Source organism: Pseudomonas koreensis (genome assembly GCF_036668835.1).
Classification (GTDB): domain Bacteria; phylum Pseudomonadota; class Gammaproteobacteria; order Pseudomonadales; family Pseudomonadaceae; genus Aquipseudomonas; species Aquipseudomonas koreensis_I.
Genome location: NZ_JAZEVW010000002.1, coordinates 449,926 through 471,103 on the forward strand (window position 1 = coordinate 449,926; position 21,178 = coordinate 471,103).

Here is a 21,178-nt window from a genome sequence, read left to right on the forward strand (position 1 = left end):
TTTTTTTATGCCTGTTGGATTACCAGAAACGTTGCTGCGTGAGGCGGCTCCACCAGCTCAACAGCACGCGATCGACCGAGCCGCTGGCGGCCATGCCGATACGTTCCTGCAGGCTTTTACGCTCGGCGTAGTGCAGGTGATAGACGTCGGCTTTTTTCGCCCGGTCTGCCAGGTACTCGTCGCTGGTCTTCAGTTCATCGACCAGTTGCTTGTCCAGTGCTGCCATGCCCAACCAGACTTCACCGGTTGCCACGTCATCGATTGCCAGTTGCGGGCGATAGCGGGCGACGAAGTTCTTGAACAGTTGATGGGTGATGTCCAGGTCTTCCTGAAATTTCTCCCGGCCCTTTTCGGTGTTTTCGCCAAACACGGTCAGGGTGCGCTTGTACTCACCGGCGGTCAGCACTTCGAAGTCGATATCGTGCTTCTTCAGCAGGCGATTGACGTTGGGCAACTGCGCAACCACCCCGATCGAGCCGAGAATCGCAAACGGCGCACTGATGATCTTCTCGCCGATGCAGGCCATCATGTAGCCGCCGCTCGCCGCGACCTTGTCGATGCACACGGTCAACGGCACGCCTGCTTCACGGATGCGCGCCAGTTGCGAGGAGGCCAGACCGTAGCTGTGCACCATGCCGCCGCCGCTTTCCAGGCGCAGGACCACTTCGTCCTTCGGTGTGGCGAGGGTCAGCAACGCGGTGATCTCGTGACGCAGGCTTTCGGTAGCAGAGGCCTTGATGTCACCATCGAAGTCGAGCACGAACACCCGCGATTTTTTCTCGGGTTTGTTCTTTTGTTTCTTCTCGCCTTTCTCGGATTTCGCCTCGCTCTTGCGCAGCGCCTTGAGTTGATCCTTGTCGAGCAGCGTCTGCTCCAGGCGCTCACGCAGGCCTTTGTAGAAATCGTTGAGCTTGCTGACCTGCAATTGCCCCGCCGACTTGCGCCGGCCCTTGCCGCGCAATGCAGCAAAACTGGCCAGCACCACCAGAATGGCGATCACCAGCGTGACAGTCTTGGCCAGGAAGCTGGCGTATTCGGTGAAAAACTCCACAGAGACTCCTTAGAACAATGCGTGGTTATACGGCACACGCGGAATGGCCCCAGCATACCCATGCGCCGCCTTGTCGACCAGCCGTGAAACCTTCGGCAACACCCCTGTAACGGGCATTTCAAACAAGCGTATGTTTTTTCATTGACAGCTACCCGCCATCCTCATAACCTCGCCAAACCTTCAACGTACCGGGAAGACGCGGACGTGGGCAGCATCTACTTGATTCGACATGGCCAGGCCTCCTTCGGTGCAGACGACTACGACGTGCTGTCGCCGACCGGCGTGCGCCAGGCAGAAATCCTCGGTCAGCACCTCGCTGAACTGGGCATTCGCTTCGATCGCTGCCTCGCCGGTGACTTGCGCCGCCAGCAGCACACGGCCACCAGCGCCCTGGAGCAATTCAGCGCCAAAGGCCTGCCGGTGCCGATCCTCGAAACCGACTCCGCGTTCAACGAATTCGATGCCGACGCGGTGATCCGCGCCCTGCTCCCGGCGATGCTGCCGGAAGAACCGGAAGCGCTCGACATCCTGCGCAACGCCGCGCAAAACCGTGGCGAATTCCAGCGCATCTTCGCCCGGATCATCGAGCGCTGGCTGGCCGGCACCTACGACACCCCTGGCCTGGAAAGCTGGCAGGGTTTCGTCGAACGCGTCCGCGCCGGGCTGCACCGGATTCTCGATCTGGCGCAAAAGCACCAGACCATCGCCGTGTTCACTTCCGGCGGCACCATTACTGCCCTGCTCCACCTCATTACGCAAATGCCTGCGAAACAGGCCTTTGAACTGAACTGGCAAATCGTCAACACCTCGCTCAACCAACTGAAGTTCCGCGGTCGCGAGGTGGCCCTGGCTTCCTTCAACAGTCATGCGCACCTGCAACTGCTGAAGGCACCGGAACTCATCACTTTCCGCTGAGTACCGGACAACTGTGACCCTTGCTGTAACACCAGCACCATTACCTAACAAAAGGATCGAACCATGACCTCCGTAGCTGATGCCGTAAAAGCAATGCAAGCCAAGTTCAACCCAGCCGCCGCTGCCGGTCTGGATCTGGTCTTCGGTTTCAACATCACCGACGAAGACAAGCAGTACGCACTGATCGTCAAGGACGGTACTTGCGACATCCAGGAAGGCGAAAACCCGGATGCCAACTGCACGCTGGTACTCGACAGCCAGACCCTGAAAGACATCGTCAGCGGCGACACCGACGGCATGCAGGCATTCATGGGCGGCAAGCTGCGCGTTGAAGGCGACATGATGCTGTCGATGAAACTGTCCGAGCTGTTCCCTTCGTAAGAAGCGGCTTGGTTATCTGCAAATCCCGCCCTTTGTGGCGGGATTTGTCGTTTCAGCGCCAGGCTTGTGTCTGGTCGTTGAGCGTCTGGTCAGCTAGCAGCCAAATCCTTCAACAACCGTGTATCCAGACCAAACCGCTCCTGCGAAATCATTCTGAATTGCCCCTCCGCCAAATCGCAGCTCACCAGCAAATTCCACGAATGGCGAGTTGCCACCGAAGGCACCAGTACGAACGGGTGCTCGGCCAACAAGGCGTCGGCGAATCGGCGCTGATTGGGCGAGGTTTTCATCGGGTGCAGCCAGTGAGGATTGGGCACTTCCTCCGGTTGCACGATTCTGACGCTGGCTTCGTGGATGACCTCAAAACAGGTCAACACATGAGGTTCCTCGTCCAGTGCATCGAACCCGCCATGGGCGGCCACTTCGAGGATGGCCGTGGAGGGGTCGACTGACGCATAAACCACGCGTCGCCCGGGTGTATTCCAGCGGCCGCCACGGCGATTCGAACCCAAGCCGCGATCCCACGTATCGCTGTACATCTCGAGATCCAGTCGCCAGGCGTACCAGCGTTCATCCCAGGGCAAGGGATTCATTGATAAACCCCGTATTTGATCTGGTTCAGATACTCCTCGACCATACTGAAGCCCAATGCGTGACCGACCAGATCGAGCGGTACATGGCCATAGAAATAGGTAGCCGATTGTTGCAGCCACGATTCGGCCTTCGCCTGGCGTGCGAATACTTCGGTGGCCAGTTCCAACGCTGCGGCATATTGGTACGCGATGATGCTCTGCGGCGTGTCGAGGCGCACCGGTGTGTTCTCTTTGATCAGGCGCCGCACGGTTCTGACGGACCTGCCAGTGATACGTTTGACCAGATCGCCACGCTGATAAAGCTCGCTGGTGGCGAGCATGTTGAGAACATCGTGCAACTCAAATCCTTCGGTTGTGCAACGGAGGATCAGCATCGGGTCGTCGCCGGTGTCCTGCCCTCGCAGCAATAACTCGACCGGCTTGCCCTCGAGCTTCTTCAAACCCTTAAGCCGGGGCGCTTTGGCAGCGGGCATGGCGACGTCCTCCGAGGGGCATCTGGCGCGATCGTCGCGCCAGTAATGGCGAGGGGAGTAAGCAAGTGAGTTACTTTCAAGCAGCGGAATTCGCATATTGCCGTCCTTTGTCCGGGTTCAGAGCGGTGGCGCGCTCGGTGACTTCAATGTCGGGACTGATGCTATAGGCCAGGCGTCCGACAACCAACCTGAAAAAGTCGTCAGAAATATCCCCTCATCTGCTGAAATCAGGCCCGTTTCCGTAGGACCTGACTGAGGCTCGCGGCATGCCGGCACGGTTGGTCGAGGATTGGGCGCGGGTGCGTTCGGTGGCGTTCGCCAGTTGATTCGGCGGTGACTGCATTTGCCCGTACAATGCGCCATCTGAAAACACCGGCCCGCCCATGGACATCGATCTCGCTCGCACTTTTCTGGAAATAGTCCGCCATGGCAGCCTCGCCGCGGCGGCGCAGAAACTGTTTGTCACGCAGACGGCAATCACCGCGCGGGTGCAGAAGCTGGAAAGCCAGCTCGGCAGTACGCTGTTCGTGCGCAACCGCGCCGGGGCGAAGCTGACGCCCAACGGCGAGGCCTTCGTGATCTATGCCAATCAACTGGTGCAGACCTGGGAAGCCGCACGCCGCGACCTGCCGCTGCCCGAGGGCTATCACAACGTGCTGCACATCGGCGGCGAAGTCAGCCTGTGCAACCCGTTGATGCTCAGCTGGGCGGCGGAACTGCGCGAAAAGATCCCCGGTCACGCCCTGCGCATGGAAATCCGCGACGGTGAAAACCTGCTGCGTCAGCTCGAACTCGGCGTGCTCGACGCAGCCCTGGTCTATCAACCGGAATACTGGCCGGGCTTGCAGGTCGAGCAAGTGCTGGAGGAAAAACTGATTCTGGTGCGCGCTCCCGATTGCCCGGATCCCTACGTGTACATCGACTGGGGCCCGGATTTCCGCCGTCAGCACGACGCCGCGCTGCCCGAAAAAGCCAAGGCGCCGTTGAGTTTCAATCTTGGCCCGCTGGCCCTGCAATACATCCTTGAACACGGTGGCAGCGGCTACTTCCGCACTCGCGTGGTGCGCACTTATCTGGAAACCGGCGCGCTGGAGGCGGTGACCAAGGCCCCGGAATTCGGCTATCCGACCTACCTCGTCTACTCACGCGACCGGGATTCTGCAACCCTGCAGCAAGCCTTCAACCTGCTGCGCGAAGTGATCCGCACCGATGACGACTGGTCGCAGCGCTGGAATCCGTTGAGCTGACGCGGACGCTTTACACCGGATGATGGCGCAACTGCCATCAAGGTCGAGCCTGCACAAATGGCCGGATCGGCTACTCTGCCGGTATCAAAACGATACCCGCAGGTGAGGCAGTGAGGCAGACCACCGAGATGTTCCGCGAGCGCTACCGTGCGGCCGTTCATCCGCGGTACAACCCGTGGCTGCACGGTGGGTTTGTACTGGCGTTTGGTGTGCTGGCAATCGCCGGGTTCTGGAGCGGCGTGCAGCAGGTCAGCCCGCTGCAATGGCTGACGGTGCCGTTGACCCTGCTGCTGTTCAACTTCGGCGTGTACATGGTCCATCGCCATCTCGGCCACCATAAAAAGGCCTGGGCGAAAATGTTCTATGCCCGCCATGCCGGCGATCACCACAGCTTTTTCACCCCTGACCACATGAGCTACGACAGCCCGCGCGACTGGCGGGTGATTCTGTTTCCGGCGTGGCTGGTCGTGATTCATACACTGCTGATCACCCTCCCGTTGTGGTGGCTGCTGGCACAGGCCAACGCCAACGTCGCCGGGCTGTTCGGCGGCTGCATGGTGCTGGGCTATTTGACTTACGAAGTCTTTCACGCCTGCGAACATCTGCCGCCAGATCATCCGCTGGCGCGCCTGCCGTGGATTCGCCAGATGGGCCGCCTGCATGAACTGCATCACCGCCGCGAACACATGCAAGCAAGCAATTTCAACATCGTTGTGCCGCTGATGGATTACCTGTTCGGCACGCTTTATCGCGAGCCTGAAGCTACCCTTCCGAGTCATTCGAGACTGCCCATGACCCGCATGCAGCACCAGATCGATATTGCTGGCGACCCTGTTGCCGTCCTCGCCTATGCCGCCAGCGTCAGTCGCTGGCCGGAGTGGCATCCTTCGTCGCTGAAAATCGACGGCGCACCAGGGCCGCTGCATGCCGGTTCACGTTTCGAAGAAGACATCAACGCCGGCGGGCGCAGCGGTCATTTGCGCTGGGAAGTCACCGAGTACCTGCCGGGCCGCCGCTGGTGCGCGCGGGCGCAAGGTGATCAGGGCTTATCGCTGCACCTCACCTACGAATGCAGCGCCGAGGCTGGCGCGACGCGATTCGTGCGCACGCTGGATTATCGTTTCGACGGTTTCGCCCTGCGTGTCGCCAATCGCTTGCTGCTCAAGCGGCGTATCGAACGCGAGTCCGCCGCGTCATTGCTGGCGTTGCGCGACATGGCCACGCATTACCTGGCCTCAGCGAGGGCGCACGCGTGAAGCTACGACATGGAGGGTCATTGCTGATTGTCATCGTTATCGGTTTTTTGTGGTTGATGCCGACCCGCGTCGAACCGCTGGCCTGGACCCCACCGCCAGCACCGTCGATGAAAGAAGGGATCTACGCCGACAACCAGAAACTCAAAGGCGCGGTAAAGGTCGGGCCGAGCGATATCGAAGGGCCGGAAGCGTTACTGCTGGAAGACGATTACCTCATCACCGGGCTGCATGACGGCCGACTGATCCGCACCAGCCTCGACGGCCAGGAGCGCAAAGTGCTGGCTGACACCGGTGGTCGTCCGCTGGGTCTGGCGCGGCATCCTAACGGTTTGCTGGTGATCGCCGATGCGGTCAAGGGGTTGCTGTCGCTCGACGCGCAAGGTCGGTTGATTCCATTGAGCACCGAGGCCAACGGTCTGGCTTTCGGGTTCACCGACGACGTGGCGATCGACAAATCCGGGCATTACGCCTACTTCAGCGACGCTTCCAGCCGCTGGGGCTATGGCCATGACGGCGAGGCGATCATCGAGCACGGCGCTGACGGGCGTTTGCTGCGCTATGACTTTCAGACCGGCAAGACCAGCGTGCTGCTGGACAAACTGCAGTTCGCCAACGGCGTGACCCTCGGCCCGGATGACGCCTACGTGCTGGTCAACGAAACCGGCGCCTACCGCATCAGCCGTTACTGGCTGAGCGGACCGCAAGCCGGCACCCATGATGTGTTTATCGACAATCTGCCGGGGCTGCCGGATAACCTCGCGTTCAATGGCAGCAATCGCTTCTGGGTGGCCTTGTATGCGCCCCGCAATGCCTTGCTCGATGGCACCGCCGAACATCCGTTCGTGCGCAAGATGATCGTCCGGGCGCTGACCGTGCTGCCGAAACCGGTGGAGAAACGCGGCTTTGTGCTGGGGCTGGATCTGCAGGGCAAGGTGATCGCCAATCTGCAGGATGCCAGCAGCGGCAATTATTCGCCGATTACCACAGTGCGCGAGTATGGGGAGTGGTTGTATTTCGGCTCGTTGAAGGCGCGGCATATGGCGCGGATGCCGTTGGACGCGGCCTTGAAGTGAACCCTTTGATTCGGTGTTGAATGGGCGGCCGCCATCGCTAGCAGGCTAGCTCCCACAGGGGTTTGTGCACGACGAAGAAACCCTGTAATAGCCAGCCTGCTGGCGATAGCGTTTTGTCAGTTGCTGGATCTGTCGAATTTTTCGGGGTCTTCATCCTCGGGCAATTCTTCCACGGGTTTCTCGGGATGCGCGGTGGTATGCGCCGGGCTGTTCGGTTCGGGACGGGTTGGAATCGGGTCGAATCCGCCCTGCTCCTCACTGGGAAATCTGGGGTCGTTCATATGGCACCTCGCCAAGAGTCGGGGACAAGAGACTCTGAATATTCGAGGTGCCGTTGGCGATAGTCGTTCCGGTCAGTCAGTGACCGCCGGTCGGTGGCTCACTGGCCCGTCAGCGGCTGCCCGGCCAGTCGGGCGACGATGCCTTCTTTGGCGATCACGCGTTTCTCCTTGAGCTTTTTCAGGTCGTCATCACTGAGTGTATTGGCGTTCTCGGCCTCGACCACTTCATTGTCCACAACAAAGTATTTGCTCACCAATGAATCCAGCTTCGGATCCTCGGAGCGTTTTTGCTCGATCTCTTCCTTCTTGCAACCCAGGTCCTGATACAGATCATGTGAAACCGGCATGAAACACCTCCATCAATTGATCGACAATCAACGCGACCGATGCGCTGACTCGTTATCAGCATGGCCTCACCCGCAGGCGTCTGTCGACACCCTGTCAGACCAGCGGTTGCCGTTCGTCGCCCTGTCGTAAATGCGATAAAACCTTTGCCGTCTGCGCTCGCTCCATTGGATAACGCTCACAAAAACCTGCGTGGAGATACCCAATGGACGGATTCAACCTGCGTCATCTCGCTCTGGCTGTTGCACTGTCTACCGGCATGGGCAGCGCCTTTGCCGCGACCGACAATGACTTTGTCGATAACGCCGCCGCCGGTGGCATCGCCGAAATCGAAACCAGTCGCCTGGCCCTGGAAAAAAGCCAGTCCGCAGACATCAAAGCCTTTGCCAATCAAATGATCACTGATCACAGCAAGGCCAACGATGAGCTGGCGGCGATTGCCAAAGCCAACGACATCGAAGTTCCGGATACCACCACCCTTACCAAACAGGCCAAGGCGAAGATTCTCGACTTGCGCGATGAATCCTTCGATGCGGCCTATGCCAACAACCAGGTCATGGCGCACCAGGAAACCATCGAGCTGTTCAAGAAACAGGCGAACACCGTGACCGATGACAAGGCCAAGGGTTCGACTGAACTGAAAGCGTTTGCGCAGAAAATGCTCCCGGCGCTGGAAAAACACCTGGCCCATGCCAAAGAGCTGCAAGCCAAGCACCCGAGCAAGTAAACGCACGGGCGATAAAAAGCCGCATCCGTGGATGCGGCTTTTTTGTGTGTGCAGCCATCAACCCCCGTCGGTGTCGATGTCGGCATCGGTGCTCTCGCCCGGCGCAGGTCGGTCCGGGTCGGGTTTAAAGCCGGGGCTGTAGTCGTTGCTGTTATCGCTGTGATGTTGCTTCTGATCGACATCGGCAGCAGCGCTGTCCGCCTGGCCTTCTTCTACCGGCGCTGGCGTAGTCTGTCCCGGTGTTTGCGGATCGATCGCGGGGTCGTTGCGGTTGATCGAATCAACTGATTGATTTTGCTGTTGCGACGCTTGATCGTTCATAGCCACCTCATTCAGGGTCCTGCATCTTTCATCTGGCACGACTGGAAACGTCGGCCATGCAGATTCGAAGCCCGACGGCGATGATTCGTTCAAAACATCGCAGGGCTTGGGATTCGGCGGATAAATCATTCGTGAAGAATAGGCTCCCACAGTGACTGGCGTGTCGCCGCGGCTTTGAGTACACCGCAGAAATCGGTGGGAGCCAGCCTGCTGGCGATGGTGCCGGTCGCGGCCATGGAGCTATCGGCCCAAAGCCCGTGCAAGAAACGGCGCAGTCTTGCTTTTCTTGCTGGCGGCGACTTTTTGCGGTGTGCCGGCGGCGACGATCCTGCCGCCCTGATCCCCCGCACCCGGGCCGATGTCAATCACCCAGTCGCTTTGCGCAACCACGCGCATTTCATGCTCGACGACGATCACCGTGTGCCCCGCCATCACCAGCGTATCCAGTTGCTCGAGCAGCCTGTCGACATCGCGCGGGTGCAATCCGGTGGTCGGTTCGTCGAGCACATACAAGGTCGCGCCGCGCTGGTTGCGTTGCAGTTCGGTGGCGAGTTTGATGCGCTGTGCCTCACCGCCGGACAACTCGGTGGCCGGCTGCCCGAGTCGCAGGTAACCGAGGCCAATATCGCGCAGCACTTCCAGCGAGCGGCGGATCGCCGGTTGCTCGGCAAACACCGTCACCGCTTCATCGACGGTCAGTTGCAGCACCTGGGCGATGCTCAAGCCTTGCCAGAGAACCGCCAGGGTCTGCGGGTTGTAGCGCGCGCCATGACAGGTCGGGCACGGTGCATAAACGCTGGGCATGAACAGCAATTCGACACTGACAAACCCCTCACCTTCGCAGGTGGCGCATCGGCCCTTGGCGACGTTGAAGGAAAACTGCCCAGCGTCGTAACCCTCGGCGCGCGCCGAATCGGTGGCGGCAAACAGTTTGCGTACGTTATCGAACAGCCCGGTGTAGGTCGCCAGATTGGAGCGTGGCGTACGGCCGATGGGCTTCTGATCGACTTGCACCAGACGTTTGATCGATTCCAGCCCTGCCGTGACCTGGCCGCCGCTGACCTGCGGCGCCTCGTCTTCGAGGCTGAGTTCTTCCGGTTCGGCATCCACCGTCGGCCGGCCCAGTTGCGCACCGACCAGCTCCAGCAAGGCCTGACTGACCAGACTCGATTTGCCGGAGCCGGACACGCCGGTCACCGAGGTAAAACAGCCCAACGGAAATTCGGCGCTGAGGTTATTCAGATTATTGCGGGCGATGCCCTCAAGCTTCAGCCATGCCGTGGGCTTACGCGCTGTGCGCGGCGGACGTTGCGATTCGCCGAACAGATAGGGGCGGGTCTGCGACAACTCGACCTCGGCCAGACCGGCCGGCGGGCCGCTGTACAACACCTCGCCACCCTTCTCACCCGCTGCCGGGCCGACGTCGATGAGCCAGTCGGCGCGGCGCATGGTCTCGACATCATGCTCGACCACAAACAGCGTGTTGCCGTCCGCCTTCAATCGCTGCAAGGCCTCGAACAACGCCTCGCCATCGGCCGGATGCAAGCCGGCGGACGGCTCGTCGAGTACGTAAATCACGCCGAACAGCTGTGAGCCCAATTGCGTCGCCAGGCGCAAGCGCTGCAACTCGCCGGACGACAGCGTCGGCGTGCTGCGCTCGAGCGCCAGATAACCGAGACCCAGATCGGTCAGGGTGCTGACTCGCTCCAGCAAATCCTCGGCGATGCGCTGCGCCGCAATCCGCTTCTCCAGAGACAGGTTCGGCGTGTGCCGCACATCCGGCGCGCTGGCATGCCCGCTGGCGCCGTGGGCCACGCGCTGCCGGCGCGCCTCGCGGGTTTGCGCATGACTGAGGGTAGCGCTGCTTTCTTCAGCCTGCTGGAGATAATCCGCCGCCGCGACCGGGCGCAACACTTCTGCCAGTTGCAGCAACGGCATCTGCGACAGCGCACCGATGTCGTGCCCGGCAAACGTCACCGACAACGCCTCACGCTTCAAGCGTTTGCCCTCACACAACGGGCAGGGGCTGCCGAGCATGAACTGCGAAACGCGCTTTTTCATCAGCGCACTTTGCGAGTGGGTAAAGGTGTGCAGGATGTAGCGACGCGCGCCGGTGAACGTGCCTTGGTAACTCGGTTCCAGCTTGCGTTTGAGGGCGACGCGGGTTTCTTCCGGGGTCAGCCCGGCGTACACCGGCACGGTCGGTGTTTCCTCGGTGAAGAGAATCCAGTCGCGCTGCTTTTTCGGCAGTTTCTTCCATGCGATATCGACGTCGATGCCCATGGTCACGAGAATGTCGCGCAGGTTCTGCCCTTGCCACGCCAGCGGCCAGGATGCCACCGCGCGCTGGCGGATGGTCAGGTTCGGATCCGGCACCATCAGCGCCTCGGTGACTTCATAAACCCGCCCCAGGCCATGACATTCCGGGCAGGCGCCCTGCGGGGTATTCGGCGAAAAGTCCTCGGCGTACAACATCGGTTGCCCCGGCGGATAACTGCCGGCGCGCGAATAGAGCATGCGAATCAGGCTCGACAACGTGGTCACGCTGCCCACCGACGAACGCGTACTCGGCGTGCCGCGTTGTTGCTGCAGCGCCACGGCGGGCGGCAGGCCTTCGATGGAATCGACATCCGGCACACCGACCTGATCGATCAGGCGCCGTGCGTAAGGCGCCACCGATTCGAAATAGCGCCGCTGCGCTTCAGCGTAAAGGGTTGAAAAGGCCAGTGATGATTTGCCCGAACCGGACACCCCGGTGAACACCACCAAGGCGTCGCGGGGAATATCGACATCGACATTCTTCAGGTTGTGTTCCCGGGCGCCGCGAACCCGGACCATGCCGGCGGGCGCTTTGGAGCTGCGTTTGGAAGTCATCGACCTGCCTTGCTGAAGGAGTGTTCAACGCTCAACTGCTGATTACCGCGCGAATTGTTTGCAGCAGGGCTTGCGGGCTGTAGGGCTTGCCGAGCAAATGCGTGTCGGGGCTGAGCTGGTGGTTGCGCGAAATGATGTCGCGGGTATGTCCGGACGTGAACAGCACCGCCACCGGCGGCGTCTGCACCTTGGCCCAGGCGAACAGATCCGAGCTCTTGATCAATCCCGGCATGACCACGTCAGTAAAAATCAGATCGACGTCGGTGCCTTCGAGCAATATCTGCATCGCCACATCGCCATTGCCGGCCGTGACAACGCGATAACCTTCCTCGCGCAACAACTCGACCACCGAGGTGCGCACGGCATCGTTGTCCTCGACCACCAGAATCGTCTCATTGCCGCCGCTCTGCTGGCGTTGCAGGTTCGGCGATTCGTCGAGGATCGGGCGCAGACTGCGCGGAAAATACAACTGCACCCGCGTACCCTCGCCGATCCGGCTGTCGATCTCGACGTGGCCGCCGCTCTGCTTGACGAAACCGAAGACCATGCTCAGGCCCAAACCGGTGCCCTGGCCATCCGCCTTGGTGGTGAAAAACGGCTCGAACACTTGCTCAAGGATTTCCGGCGGGATACCGGCGCCGCTGTCGCTGACCGCGACCCGCACGAAATCGCCGGGGCTGATGCCTTTACCGGCACAGAACGCGCTGTCGAGCTGGACGTTGGAGGCACTGAGGCCGATCACGCCCTCGCCTTTCATGGCATCGCGGGCATTGATCGCCAGGTTGAGAATGGCGTTTTCCAACTGGTTGCGGTCGACGTAGACATGCCACGGTGCTGGCGGCAATTGCACATCGATCTGAATGGTTTCGCCGAGGGCGCGCTGGAGCAATTCGCCGACGCCCTCGAAGATCTGCTGCGGATTGCACACCGCCGGCGACAACGGCTGGCGTCGGGCAAACGCCAGCAGTTGCGAAGACAGCTTGGCGCCGCGCTCGACCGCTGCCAGCGAAGCACCGACGCGGCGCTGCACATTGGCATTGTTCGGTTCATGCCGCGCGAGCAGATGCAGGTTGCCAGCGATCACTTGCAGCAGATTATTGAAATCGTGAGCGACGCCGCCAGTCAATCCGCCGATCGATTCGAGCTTCTGCGACTGGCGCAACTGCTCTTCAGCCGCGAGGCGCGCCTCGACCTCTTCGGCCACGCGCTGCTCGAGGTTGCGAGTGAATTTGAGCAGCGATTCTTCGGCGTTCTTGCGTTCATGAATGTCGATCAGCACGCCGGGGAAACGCAGCGGCGCGCCGTCTTCGTCGAATTCGCAAGCACCGCTGGCCAGCACCCAGAGGTAACTGCCGTCGCCGCGCAACACACGATATTCGGCGTTATACGGCTCACCGGTTTGCACCGAATGGGCGACGCGTTCCTGGACCCAGGCGAGGTCATCGGGATGAATGCGTGAGTCGGCAATGTCCTGGGCCAGGTTGCTCAGGTCCTGGTCGGGCGGATAGGAAAAGGTCCGGGCGAAGCGCTCATCAGCCGAGAGTCGGTTGTTTTTGATGTCCCAGACAAACGAGCCGAGCAAGGCCCCGGCATTCAGCGCCAGCCGCACCCGTTCGTTATCGGCGCGGTAGGCGTTCTCCGCTTCCTGACGCAAGCGCTCGGAGATCACCAGTTCGGTGGTTTCCACCACCATCGCCATCACGCCCGCGGGCGCGCCCTGATCATTGGCCACGGGGCTGTAATAGAGATCGAGCCAGACGTCTTCCGGGACGCGGTCGCGCAACAGCACAAGGAGTTTATTGCGATAGGACAACGTGCCGCCCGCCAGGCAGGTATCGACCACGTTGCGATTGAATTCGGCGACTTCCGGCCAGCCCAATTCGACTGGCGCGCCAAGCAGGTAAGGATGGCGGCCGCCGGCGAATTGCGAATAGGCGTCGTTGTAAATCATGTAGCCGGCACGGCCCCAAAGCATCACCATTGGCAGCGGCGAGGCCAGCATCAGTTGTACCGCGCTGCACAGACTCGCCGGCCAGCTATGCAACGGGCCCAGCTCGGTGTGGCTCCAGTCGAACGCCCGAATACGCTCGGCCATTTCGCCTTTCCAGCCGTCACAACCGTAGCTCTCGGATAAAAACTGCATCGATTGACTCGGTGTCCTGTGGTGAATACCCGATCTGTCGCGACGCCGGAACGACGCGACGCTCGTGTGTTTCGAGCGTCCCCAGCCGTATTGGTTTCATCAGAGATTAACCGATTTGTTAACCCGCAGCCGACTAGACCCCGATCAGGTGTTTGAGCGGGTGGTAGCCGGTTTTCATTTTCGCGGCGACATCAAGAATGGCCTTCTCGATCCCATTCAAATGGGTACAGGTCAGTTCAATGGCAGCGCTCTGGTTGCCGGCCTCGATGTGCTCGATCAGACGCAAGTGTTCGTCATCGCGGCAGACTTCGTGGCTGTCGTCATCCAGCGCGGCAGCGTATAGAGAGGCGCGAGAGATCAGCTTCTGGAACCAGTCGAGCAGGACAGGATTATTGAGGCTGCGCGCCAGTTTGAGGTGGAATTCACCGAGCAGATAAATCAGCCGTTCATGATCGCCCGCCGCGTGGGCTTCGTCTTCGAGCAGCAGGTGCGCACGCAGGTCCTGCATCGCCGCCGGGTCTTTGCGCCGGCACAATTCGGTGACGATGCCGATCTCGATCAGCCGACGGGTTTCGAACAGCGAACGCAGCTCCTCGTTGCTCGGCAATGACACGGATGCGCCTTTGTTGGGCTCGGTGGTGACCAGCCCTTCGGCTTCCAATTGCTTGAGCGCCGCGCGCACCGAGGTGCGGCTGACATTGAACAACTCGGCCAGCGAGGCCTCCCCCAGCTTCATCCCCGGACGCAGCGAACGCTTGCTGATCGCCTGATAAACCCCTTGGTAGACGCGGTCGACCGTGGTCTCCGGTTTCTTGTCGGTCATACGAACACTCCTTTGGCGTCGGTTGGCCCGAGGCGCAGAATATCGACTTTGGCGTCAGGATACAGGGGTTTCGATGGGGAGATGGGGCTGGGGCTGACTACTGTCGTCAGCAGCGCGAAGACATAGACTCCTGTGGGAGCGAGCCTGCTCGCGAAAGCGCTAGTCCAGTCAACATTGATGCTGAATGACAAACCGTCTTCGCGAGCAGGCTCGCTCCCACAGTGATCAGGCCGGCTTAGTCGGTGCCGTATTTCGGCGAGCGCGGGCCATACAGCAGGCCTGCCGGGTGGCCGGCGGAGAGCAGACGATTGCTCGCCACACCGGCAATCGGGTAGCCAGCGTCCGTGGAGCTGTTGATGATCTGCTTCACGGCGGCGGTGATCAGCATGCCGATCAGACCGCCACCACCATTGTTGCCACCCTCTTCGCTCGACGCCCGCGCCGCGCCGGTCCACAGCGTCGTGCCGCTGCTCAGGTCGACCAGTTTGGCCGTCGCGGTCACCGCAGTTTCACTGCTGATTACCATGTAGCGAGTGCCGTATTCGGTCACAGTAATGTACAGCGCCGCGTCCGCACCGAAGATTTCCTTCAGTTTGTTCGGCGGTGCCTGATGAATGTCATCGGGCGTGGTCATGCCGTTCTGGCGGAAGGTTTCATCGACCAGCGTGATCGGCAGGACGTAGTAACCGGCCTCGGCCAGCGGAAACGTCACTTGCGACAGCAGGCTGTACGAAGCCTTCACGTCCGGCGAGGTATTGAGCGGCGGCAGGACCAGGATGGTTTTCGGGCGCGCCTGTTTGTAGGCCGAGTAATCCACGGTCTTCGGCGCGACGCAGCCACCCAGCACGGTCAGGGCCAGACCGGCGATCAGCCATTTGCAGGTACGCAAGATCATTGGCTGACTCCGGCCTTGGCGTTCTTGAGCAGAAAGTCCATGTAGGTGCCGGACTCGGGAAACAGCGTTTTTTCGGTATTGAACTGCTGCACCATCTGATCGTCCTTGCCCATGCTCAGATAGAGCAGGCCCAGGTGCGCGTGGTAGCCCGGCGGTACGGCTTTACCGGTAGAACGAATTTTCTGCAGGTCACGTTCCAGCGCTTCGGCCTGTGCTTCTTTCGGCTCCTCGCCTTTGAAGTATTCGTAGACCTGCGGCTCGTAGCCTTCCCACTGGTACAGGGTTTTCGGCGCGGCACAACCGGCCAGCAACGTGCTGGCGGCCAGCGTCAGCACCAGCAGCGGGCGCGACAGATTCAGTTTCATGGGTGTTGCTCCTTGCAATGGGCGTCGATCAGTTGCCCGGTTTCCAGGCACCGGCGTTCATGCCATCGACCAGACGATTGATCGCCTCGCGCATGGCCAGATCCAGTACTTTGCCGTTGAGGGTGGAGTCGTAGGCAGCGGTGCCACCGAAGCCGATGATTTCGCGGTTCGACAAGGCGTACTCGCCGGCGCCCTGGGTGGAATAGACCACTTCGGAGGTGCTGATATTGACGATGTTCAGGTTGACCTTGGCGTAGGCGACCTGAGTCTTGCCGCGACCGAGAATGCCGAACAACTGATGGTCGCCGGTTTCTTTGCGGCCGAACTCGGTGACGTCACCGGTGACCACGTAATCAGCGCCTTTCAAACGCTGAGCCTGCCCCTTGATCGCGGCTTCCTGCTGAATTTCACCCATGTTGTCGCGATCCAGCACGCTGAAGCGGTTGGTCTGCTGCAAGTGGGTGATGAGAATGGTCTTGGCCTGGCCGCCGAGACGGTCGACGCCGTCGGAGAAGATGCCGCGCATGTAGCTGGAGCGGTTATCGAATTTGCCCACGGCCATTGGCACGCGAACGCCGGTCCAGACCTGAGTGGCGCTTTCGACCTTGGCCACCGGCAGCGCGCGGGAGCTTTCCGTGGCACAGCCGGACAACGTGGTGGCCAGCGTGCCGAGCACGGCAATCGCAACGCCTGAGACCAATATCCGGGAGATCATTCTCACTGAGTATTTCCTTCTTGAAAAACGGGGTGTCCCGGCACTGCAAAGTACCGGGCAGCGGAAAAGGGCCGGCATTATGACAAAGTGCCATCATTCGTGACAGGTTTTTTTGGCGTCAATAAACAGGCTGGGAATTCAGGGACAATTGAAGCCAGGCTCGCTCCCACAGGGTTCTCCGTTTGGCCCGGGGTTGGCGTTGGTCAGTGGAAATCCCGGCTTTGTACGCGTATTCCGTTGAGCAGCGGACTCAGGTCGCTCAGGCGTCCGGCGATCAGGTGCCGCACTTCGCCCTCGCGTTCCCAGCGGCCATCGACCCTCAGCAGTTGCGAGCCGACCAACACTTGCCGCTGGCGCTCGGCCAAGTCGCGCCAGACCACCACGTTGACGTTGCCGAACTCGTCTTCCAACGTGACGAACGTCACCCCACTGGCAGTACCCGGTCGTTGGCGCCCGGTCACCAGCCCGGCCATGCTCACCGGCCGGCCATGTTCGACATCGAGCAATTCCCGCGAGCTGCGACAGCGCAAGGCTCGCAGTTCTCCGCGCAACAGTGCCAGCGGGTGCGGGCCCAATGTGGTGCCGACGGTGGCGTAATCAGCGTGCAGATCCTCGCCGACGCTGGGTTTGGGCAGCAGCACTTCCGGCTCCTCCTGGCTGGGCACTCCGGCAAACAGCCCCAACTGCTTTTGCACCCCTGCCACTTCCCAGCGCGCCCGATGCCGATGCCCGGCCAGGCCACGCAAGGCCCCGGAATCGGCGAGCAAGGCTTGCGCGCGGCTGTCAAGCGCCGCACGCTCGCCCAGATCGGCGACATCGGCAAACGCCCCGCGCGCCCGCGCCGCTTCGATGCGCCGGGCGTCGTCCTCGCGAAAGCCTTTGATCATGCGCAAGCCCATGCGAATCGCCGGTTGTGGCCCGGTGGTGGTTTCCAGGCTGCAATCCCAGTCGCTGGCACGTACGTCGACCGGGCGAATCTGCAATTGATGGCGGCGCGCATCCTGCAGAATCTGGTCCGGACTGTAGAAGCCCATCGGCCAGCTATTGATCAGCGCACAGGCAAACGCGGCTGGTTCGTGACACTTGAGCCAGCAACTGGCGTAGGTCAGCAAAGCGAAACTGGCGGCATGGGACTCGGGAAAACCGTAGCTGCCGAAACCTTTGATCTGCTCGAAGATCTGCGCGGCGAATTCCGGTGTGTAGCCGTTTTTCTTCATGCCGGCTGCAAGGCGCTCCTTGTGCGGTTCCAGGCCACCGTGGCGTTTCCACGCAGCCATGGAGCGGCGCAACTGGTCGGCCTCGCCGGGGCTGTAGTCGGCGGCCACAATGGCGATCTGCATCACCTGCTCCTGAAACAGTGGCACGCCGAGGGTGCGCTTGAGCACCACTTCCAGTTCTGGCGAAGGATAGGTTTCTTTTTCTTCTTTATTGCGACGGCGCAGATACGGGTGAACCATCCCACCCTGAATCGGGCCCGGCCGGACAATCGCCACCTGAATCACCAGATCGTAGAATTTTTGCGGACGCAGGCGTGGCAGCATTGACATCTGTGCGCGCGATTCGATCTGGAACACGCCGATTGTGTCGGCGCGGCTGATCATCGCGTAGGTAGGCTTGTCTTCGGGGGGAATCGTCGCCAGGCTCAAATCGCGTTGGCGATGGCGGCGCAGCAGATCGAAACAGCGGCGGATCGCGCTGAGCATGCCGAGCGCCAGGATATCCACCTTGAGCAGGCCGACCGCATCAAGGTCGTCCTTGTCCCATTGAATGATCGTGCGTTCGGCCATGGCCGCGTTCTCGACCGGCACCAGGGTGTCCAGCGGTTGCTCGGAAATCACGAAACCGCCAGGGTGTTGCGACAGGTGCCGAGGGAAGCCGATCAGTTGCCCGGTCAGGCTCAAGACCCGGCGCAGCAGCGGGCTGTCGGGGTCGAAACCGTTTTCGCGCAAGCGTGCCAGCGGCGGAGTTTCATCGCTCCAGTGGCCGCAGCAATCGGCCAGTGCATTGATCTGATCCGGCGGCAGGCCCAAGGCCTTGGCCACGTCCCGCACGGCACCGGCGGCATGGTAACTGCTGACCACTGCGGTCAACGCGGCACGCCGACGGCCATAGCGGCGAAAGATGTATTGCAGGACTTCTTCGCGGCGTTCGTGCTCGAAATCGACATCAATATCCGGCGGCTCGTTGCGTTCCTTGGACATGAAGCGTTCGAACAGCAATGTGGTGCGCTCCGGGTCGATTTCGGTGATGCCCAAGGCAAAACACACCGCCGAGTTGGCCGCCGAACCACGGCCCTGACAGAGAATCTGTTGCTCGCGGGCGAAACGCACCACGTCGTGTACGGTGAGAAAATAGCTTTCGTAGCCGAGTTCGGCGATCAGTTGCAGTTCCTTGTTGATCTGGCGCAGCACCTTGAAGGGTGCGCCTTTCTTCCAGCGCCAGGCGATGCCCTCCTTGGTCAATTGGCGCAACCAGGAAGTAGCGCTGTGCCTCTCGGGCACCAGCTCCTTTGGATATTGATAGCGTAATTCGCTCAGATCGAAGGTGCAGCGCCGAGCGAGTGCGAACGACTCATCGAGCAAGGCCTGCGGATACAGCTCACGCAGCACCTCGACACTGCGCAAATGCCGCTCGCCATTGGGGTGCAATCGCAGGCCAGCCTCGGCCACCGGCAGGTGATGACGGATCGCAGTCATGGTGTCCTGCAGGGCGCGGCGGCCACGCGCGTGCATGTGCACGTCGCCACTGGCTACAGCTGGAATCTGCAACTCGGCGGCCAGATCCAACAGCGCCGTCAGACGCTGTTGATCGTCCTGGCCTCGGTGCAGTTGCACGGCCAGCCACAGCCTGTCGCCGAACGTCTGTTTCAGCCAGCGCCCTTCCTGTACCTGATCGATTGAGTCCGGTACCCACAGCACCAGCAGCCCCGACAGCGGCTCGTTGAAGTCCTCGCACAAGACTTGATACTGGCCTTTTTGCCTACGCCGCCGCGCGCGGGTGATCAAGCCGCACAGCGCCTGATAACCGGCAAGGTTCTCCACCAACAGCACCAGCTTCGGGCCGTTTTCAATGCGCACTTCGCTGCCGATGATCAGTGGCAGCTCAACCGACTTCGCCGCTTGCCACGCTCGTACGATGCCGGCCAGTGTGCATTCGTCGGTGATCGCCAAGGCCTGATAGCCGTGCTTTTTCGCTCGTTGAAACAACTCGAGCGCACTGGACGCACCGCGCTGAAAACTGAAGTTCGACAGGCAGTGCAGTTCAGCATAACCACCGTTCATGCAAACCAGCCCTGCAGCCACAACGGACCTCCCTCACCCACCGCCCGCCAGGCCCAGCCCTGCTGGCCGGCGCGGTTCTGGATCAGGTAATAATCGCGGCGCACATCGTCGCCGTCCCACCAGCCGGATTCAATGCGCTCCGGGCCCATGAGAATTCGCGCCGAGCCTTCCGGCACACTCTGCGGTTCAGTGAGTAGCCAGCCCGGACGCTGCACGCTCGGCAAGCCTGCGCACGGCTGTTTGTCGACGCCGAACTGCCAGGCGCACTCGGGACGATGATCGGCCTGGAAGCGCAAACCCTGCACCGCATCGTCGCCCAGCCGTGCACGCAGACGCTCGCGCAATTGCTCCCACGGCAGGGTCTGCTGCGGACGGTCGTCGAACAGCTCCTGAAACTGCGGCACGAAACTCGGCAGATCTTCTGCACGCAGGCGAAAGCCGCGCACCGGTGCCTCGACCTGCACCTGTTCCAGCCGCCCGCGCGCCAGTTCGAAGAGCATCGCCGGATCACGTTCGGCGCTGAGCAGGCCGACCTTGATCAGTGTATCCGGCAAGCCGGCGTGTTCCAGATGCAGATCGAAACGCTGCACGCCGCTGTCGCGCCCGCATAGGAACGCCGACAGATCGCCGGTCAGGCGCCGCAACGGGAACAGCAGCGCCTGATGCGATTGCACGTCGAAGTTGAGTTCGATGCGCACATCGAAACGATCAGGTGGCAAGTAGAACTCCAGCGCCAGCGGCCGCGCGCCGAACAGGGTGTCGAGGTGTTTGAGCATCGACGCTTCGAAGCGCCGTGCCAGCGCCTGACGCGGCAGGCTTTGCACTTGATTGAGGTTGCGCAGGCCCATCCGGGAAAGTGCCGTGGCCACGCTCGGCTCGAGGCCGACACGGTCGACGGGCAATTGCCCCAGATGATGCTGCAAGGCCTCGCCGTCCGGCACCACCAGCCCATCATAGGCGTTGGCCAGTACCCTGGCAGCCACCGGATTGGGTGCGGCGACGATGCGATGGCGAAAGCCCAGTTCGGTCAGTTCCTGGCGTAACCGCGCTTCGAATTGCGCCCAGGTGCCGAACAGACCCAGGCTCGACTCGATCTCGAATACCACGGTACGCGGGTAATGCACGCTGACCTGCGCACTGAAGCGGTAGGCCCACGCCGCGAGAAATTGCTGCCAGCGCTCGACTTCGGCGGCCTGGTAATCAACCGTGGCAAAGCCTTTGCTCATGGCCTGGGCCGCAGTCATCGATTGCCCCGCACGCAAACCCAGTTTGCGCGCCGCCGGGTTGACCGCCTGCAATACCCGGCGCTGGGCCGGGCCGTTGAGCAGCACCAACGGCTCATCGGCATCAGGGCGCTGACGCAGTACAGCGTCCAGAGCCAATTGCGGAAACAGAATGCATACCCAGCGCATGACGGTC

20 protein-coding genes are annotated in these 21,178 nt (G+C 61.2%); 6 read left to right on the top strand and 14 right to left on the bottom strand.

Annotated features, from left to right (window positions below):
• Window positions 1–19: 19 nt before the first annotated feature.
• Window positions 20–1,051 carry a protease SohB gene (sohB, locus tag V6F91_RS07055; protein WP_332763188.1) on the bottom strand — a complete coding sequence of 344 codons (1,032 nt, stop codon included), beginning with the start codon at window positions 1,049–1,051 and terminating at the stop codon, window positions 20–22.
• Window positions 1,052–1,255: 204 nt separating this feature from the next.
• On the opposite strand from sohB, the gene V6F91_RS07060 reads away from it, so the two are divergent.
• Entirely contained in the window at window positions 1,256–1,966 is a 711-nt protein-coding gene (locus V6F91_RS07060) for a histidine phosphatase family protein (protein ID WP_332763189.1), read from the top strand.
• Between the two features lie 63 nt (window positions 1,967–2,029).
• Entirely contained in the window at window positions 2,030–2,347 is a 318-nt protein-coding gene (locus V6F91_RS07065; RefSeq protein WP_332763190.1) for an SCP2 sterol-binding domain-containing protein, read from the top strand.
• Window positions 2,348–2,436: 89 nt separating this feature from the next.
• Here V6F91_RS07065 and V6F91_RS07070 read toward each other — a convergent pair whose 3' ends face one another.
• Both V6F91_RS07070 and V6F91_RS07075 read right to left on the bottom strand, forming a co-directional pair.
• Window positions 2,437–2,940, bottom strand: a complete 504-nt coding sequence (locus V6F91_RS07070) for an RES family NAD+ phosphorylase (protein WP_332763191.1) — start codon at window positions 2,938–2,940, stop codon at window positions 2,437–2,439.
• The gene (locus V6F91_RS07075; protein WP_332763192.1) at window positions 2,937–3,509 is read right to left on the bottom strand and encodes an MbcA/ParS/Xre antitoxin family protein; all 573 of its coding nucleotides are present in this window, start codon (window positions 3,507–3,509) and stop codon (window positions 2,937–2,939) included. Before V6F91_RS07075 ends, V6F91_RS07070 begins: the two co-directional genes overlap by 4 nt.
• A 287-nt stretch (window positions 3,510–3,796) precedes the next feature.
• Between V6F91_RS07075 and V6F91_RS07080 the strand changes: the two genes are divergently transcribed.
• The 3 genes from V6F91_RS07080 (at window position 3,797) to V6F91_RS07090 (ending at window position 6,989) form a co-directional block, all read left to right on the top strand.
• Window positions 3,797–4,660 (top strand): LysR family transcriptional regulator, encoded by an 864-nt coding sequence (locus tag V6F91_RS07080; protein WP_332763193.1) that lies wholly within the window; start codon window positions 3,797–3,799, stop codon window positions 4,658–4,660.
• A 110-nt stretch (window positions 4,661–4,770) separates the two neighbouring features.
• A complete protein-coding gene (locus V6F91_RS07085) occupies window positions 4,771–5,916 on the top strand; it encodes a sterol desaturase/SRPBCC family protein (protein ID WP_332763194.1) in 1,146 nt (381 codons plus the stop codon).
• Between the two features lie 56 nt (window positions 5,917–5,972).
• Complete coding sequence (locus V6F91_RS07090) at window positions 5,973–6,989, top strand: SMP-30/gluconolactonase/LRE family protein (protein ID WP_332763607.1); 1,017 nt, start codon at window positions 5,973–5,975, stop codon at window positions 6,987–6,989.
• Window positions 6,990–7,105: 116 nt separating this feature from the next.
• On the opposite strand, the gene V6F91_RS07095 is transcribed toward V6F91_RS07090, so the two are convergent.
• Both V6F91_RS07095 and V6F91_RS07100 read right to left on the bottom strand, forming a co-directional pair.
• Window positions 7,106–7,270: a hypothetical protein gene (locus V6F91_RS07095; protein ID WP_203421958.1), complete on the bottom strand. Its 165-nt coding sequence runs from the start codon at window positions 7,268–7,270 to the stop codon at window positions 7,106–7,108.
• A gap of 98 nt (window positions 7,271–7,368) precedes the next feature.
• A complete protein-coding gene (locus V6F91_RS07100; protein ID WP_332763195.1) occupies window positions 7,369–7,617 on the bottom strand; it encodes a hypothetical protein in 249 nt (82 codons plus the stop codon).
• Window positions 7,618–7,820: 203 nt separating this feature from the next.
• On the opposite strand from V6F91_RS07100, the gene V6F91_RS07105 reads away from it, so the two are divergent.
• Window positions 7,821–8,342 carry a DUF4142 domain-containing protein gene (locus V6F91_RS07105; protein WP_332763196.1) on the top strand — a complete coding sequence of 174 codons (522 nt, stop codon included), beginning with the start codon at window positions 7,821–7,823 and terminating at the stop codon, window positions 8,340–8,342.
• Window positions 8,343–8,399: 57 nt separating this feature from the next.
• Here the strand turns inward: V6F91_RS07105 and V6F91_RS07110 are convergent, their stop codons facing one another.
• The 9 genes from V6F91_RS07110 to V6F91_RS07150 all read right to left on the bottom strand — a co-directional run bounded on the left by V6F91_RS07110 (window position 8,400) and on the right by V6F91_RS07150 (window position 21,171).
• Window positions 8,400–8,663: a hypothetical protein gene (locus V6F91_RS07110; protein WP_332763197.1), complete on the bottom strand. Its 264-nt coding sequence runs from the start codon at window positions 8,661–8,663 to the stop codon at window positions 8,400–8,402.
• A 240-nt stretch (window positions 8,664–8,903) separates the two neighbouring features.
• Window positions 8,904–11,537, bottom strand: a complete 2,634-nt coding sequence (locus V6F91_RS07115) for an excinuclease ABC subunit UvrA (RefSeq protein ID WP_332763198.1) — start codon at window positions 11,535–11,537, stop codon at window positions 8,904–8,906.
• 31 nt (window positions 11,538–11,568) lie between these two features.
• Window positions 11,569–13,680 carry a hybrid sensor histidine kinase/response regulator gene (locus V6F91_RS07120; protein ID WP_332763199.1) on the bottom strand — a complete coding sequence of 704 codons (2,112 nt, stop codon included), beginning with the start codon at window positions 13,678–13,680 and terminating at the stop codon, window positions 11,569–11,571.
• A gap of 133 nt (window positions 13,681–13,813) precedes the next feature.
• The gene (locus V6F91_RS07125; RefSeq protein WP_090283193.1) at window positions 13,814–14,503 is read right to left on the bottom strand and encodes a GntR family transcriptional regulator; all 690 of its coding nucleotides are present in this window, start codon (window positions 14,501–14,503) and stop codon (window positions 13,814–13,816) included.
• Between the two features lie 235 nt (window positions 14,504–14,738).
• Window positions 14,739–15,398: a DUF799 domain-containing protein gene (locus tag V6F91_RS07130; protein ID WP_332763200.1), complete on the bottom strand. Its 660-nt coding sequence runs from the start codon at window positions 15,396–15,398 to the stop codon at window positions 14,739–14,741.
• Window positions 15,395–15,763, bottom strand: a complete 369-nt coding sequence (locus tag V6F91_RS07135; RefSeq protein ID WP_332763201.1) for a DUF4810 domain-containing protein — start codon at window positions 15,761–15,763, stop codon at window positions 15,395–15,397. The genes V6F91_RS07130 and V6F91_RS07135 overlap by 4 nt, the downstream gene beginning before the upstream one ends.
• Before the next feature lie 28 nt (window positions 15,764–15,791).
• Window positions 15,792–16,478: a CsgG/HfaB family protein gene (locus V6F91_RS07140; protein WP_332763609.1), complete on the bottom strand. Its 687-nt coding sequence runs from the start codon at window positions 16,476–16,478 to the stop codon at window positions 15,792–15,794.
• 203 nt (window positions 16,479–16,681) lie between these two features.
• Entirely contained in the window at window positions 16,682–19,759 is a 3,078-nt protein-coding gene (locus V6F91_RS07145) for an error-prone DNA polymerase (RefSeq protein WP_332763202.1), read from the bottom strand.
• On the bottom strand, window positions 19,756–21,171 hold the full coding sequence (locus tag V6F91_RS07150) for a DNA polymerase Y family protein (protein WP_332763203.1): 1,416 nt from the start codon (window positions 21,169–21,171) through the stop codon (window positions 19,756–19,758). Before V6F91_RS07150 ends, V6F91_RS07145 begins: the two co-directional genes overlap by 4 nt.
• Between the last annotated feature and the right edge of the window lie 7 nt (window positions 21,172–21,178).

Excerpts from the sequence above, each read along its gene's own strand:
- V6F91_RS07080 (WP_332763193.1), top strand. The coding sequence starts at position 3,797 with ATGGACATCGATCTCGCTCGCACTTTTCTGGAAATAGTCCGCCATGGC.
- V6F91_RS07140 (WP_332763609.1), bottom strand. The coding sequence starts at position 16,478 with ATGATCTCCCGGATATTGGTCTCAGGCGTTGCGATTGCCGTGCTCGGC.
- V6F91_RS07065 (WP_332763190.1), top strand. The coding sequence starts at position 2,030 with ATGACCTCCGTAGCTGATGCCGTAAAAGCAATGCAAGCCAAGTTCAAC.
- V6F91_RS07125 (WP_090283193.1), bottom strand. The coding sequence starts at position 14,503 with ATGACCGACAAGAAACCGGAGACCACGGTCGACCGCGTCTACCAAGGG.
- V6F91_RS07130 (WP_332763200.1), bottom strand. The coding sequence starts at position 15,398 with ATGATCTTGCGTACCTGCAAATGGCTGATCGCCGGTCTGGCCCTGACC.
- V6F91_RS07095 (WP_203421958.1), bottom strand. The coding sequence starts at position 7,270 with ATGAACGACCCCAGATTTCCCAGTGAGGAGCAGGGCGGATTCGACCCG.
- V6F91_RS07105 (WP_332763196.1), top strand. The coding sequence starts at position 7,821 with ATGGACGGATTCAACCTGCGTCATCTCGCTCTGGCTGTTGCACTGTCT.
- V6F91_RS07135 (WP_332763201.1), bottom strand. The coding sequence starts at position 15,763 with ATGAAACTGAATCTGTCGCGCCCGCTGCTGGTGCTGACGCTGGCCGCC.
- V6F91_RS07120 (WP_332763199.1), bottom strand. The coding sequence starts at position 13,680 with ATGCAGTTTTTATCCGAGAGCTACGGTTGTGACGGCTGGAAAGGCGAA.
- V6F91_RS07110 (WP_332763197.1), bottom strand. The coding sequence starts at position 8,663 with ATGAACGATCAAGCGTCGCAACAGCAAAATCAATCAGTTGATTCGATC.
- V6F91_RS07090 (WP_332763607.1), top strand. The coding sequence starts at position 5,973 with ATGCCGACCCGCGTCGAACCGCTGGCCTGGACCCCACCGCCAGCACCG.
- V6F91_RS07100 (WP_332763195.1), bottom strand. The coding sequence starts at position 7,617 with ATGCCGGTTTCACATGATCTGTATCAGGACCTGGGTTGCAAGAAGGAA.
- V6F91_RS07070 (WP_332763191.1), bottom strand. The coding sequence starts at position 2,940 with ATGAATCCCTTGCCCTGGGATGAACGCTGGTACGCCTGGCGACTGGAT.
- V6F91_RS07150 (WP_332763203.1), bottom strand. The coding sequence starts at position 21,171 with ATGCGCTGGGTATGCATTCTGTTTCCGCAATTGGCTCTGGACGCTGTA.
- V6F91_RS07115 (WP_332763198.1), bottom strand. The coding sequence starts at position 11,537 with ATGACTTCCAAACGCAGCTCCAAAGCGCCCGCCGGCATGGTCCGGGTT.
- V6F91_RS07145 (WP_332763202.1), bottom strand. The coding sequence starts at position 19,759 with ATGAACGGTGGTTATGCTGAACTGCACTGCCTGTCGAACTTCAGTTTT.
- V6F91_RS07075 (WP_332763192.1), bottom strand. The coding sequence starts at position 3,509 with ATGCGAATTCCGCTGCTTGAAAGTAACTCACTTGCTTACTCCCCTCGC.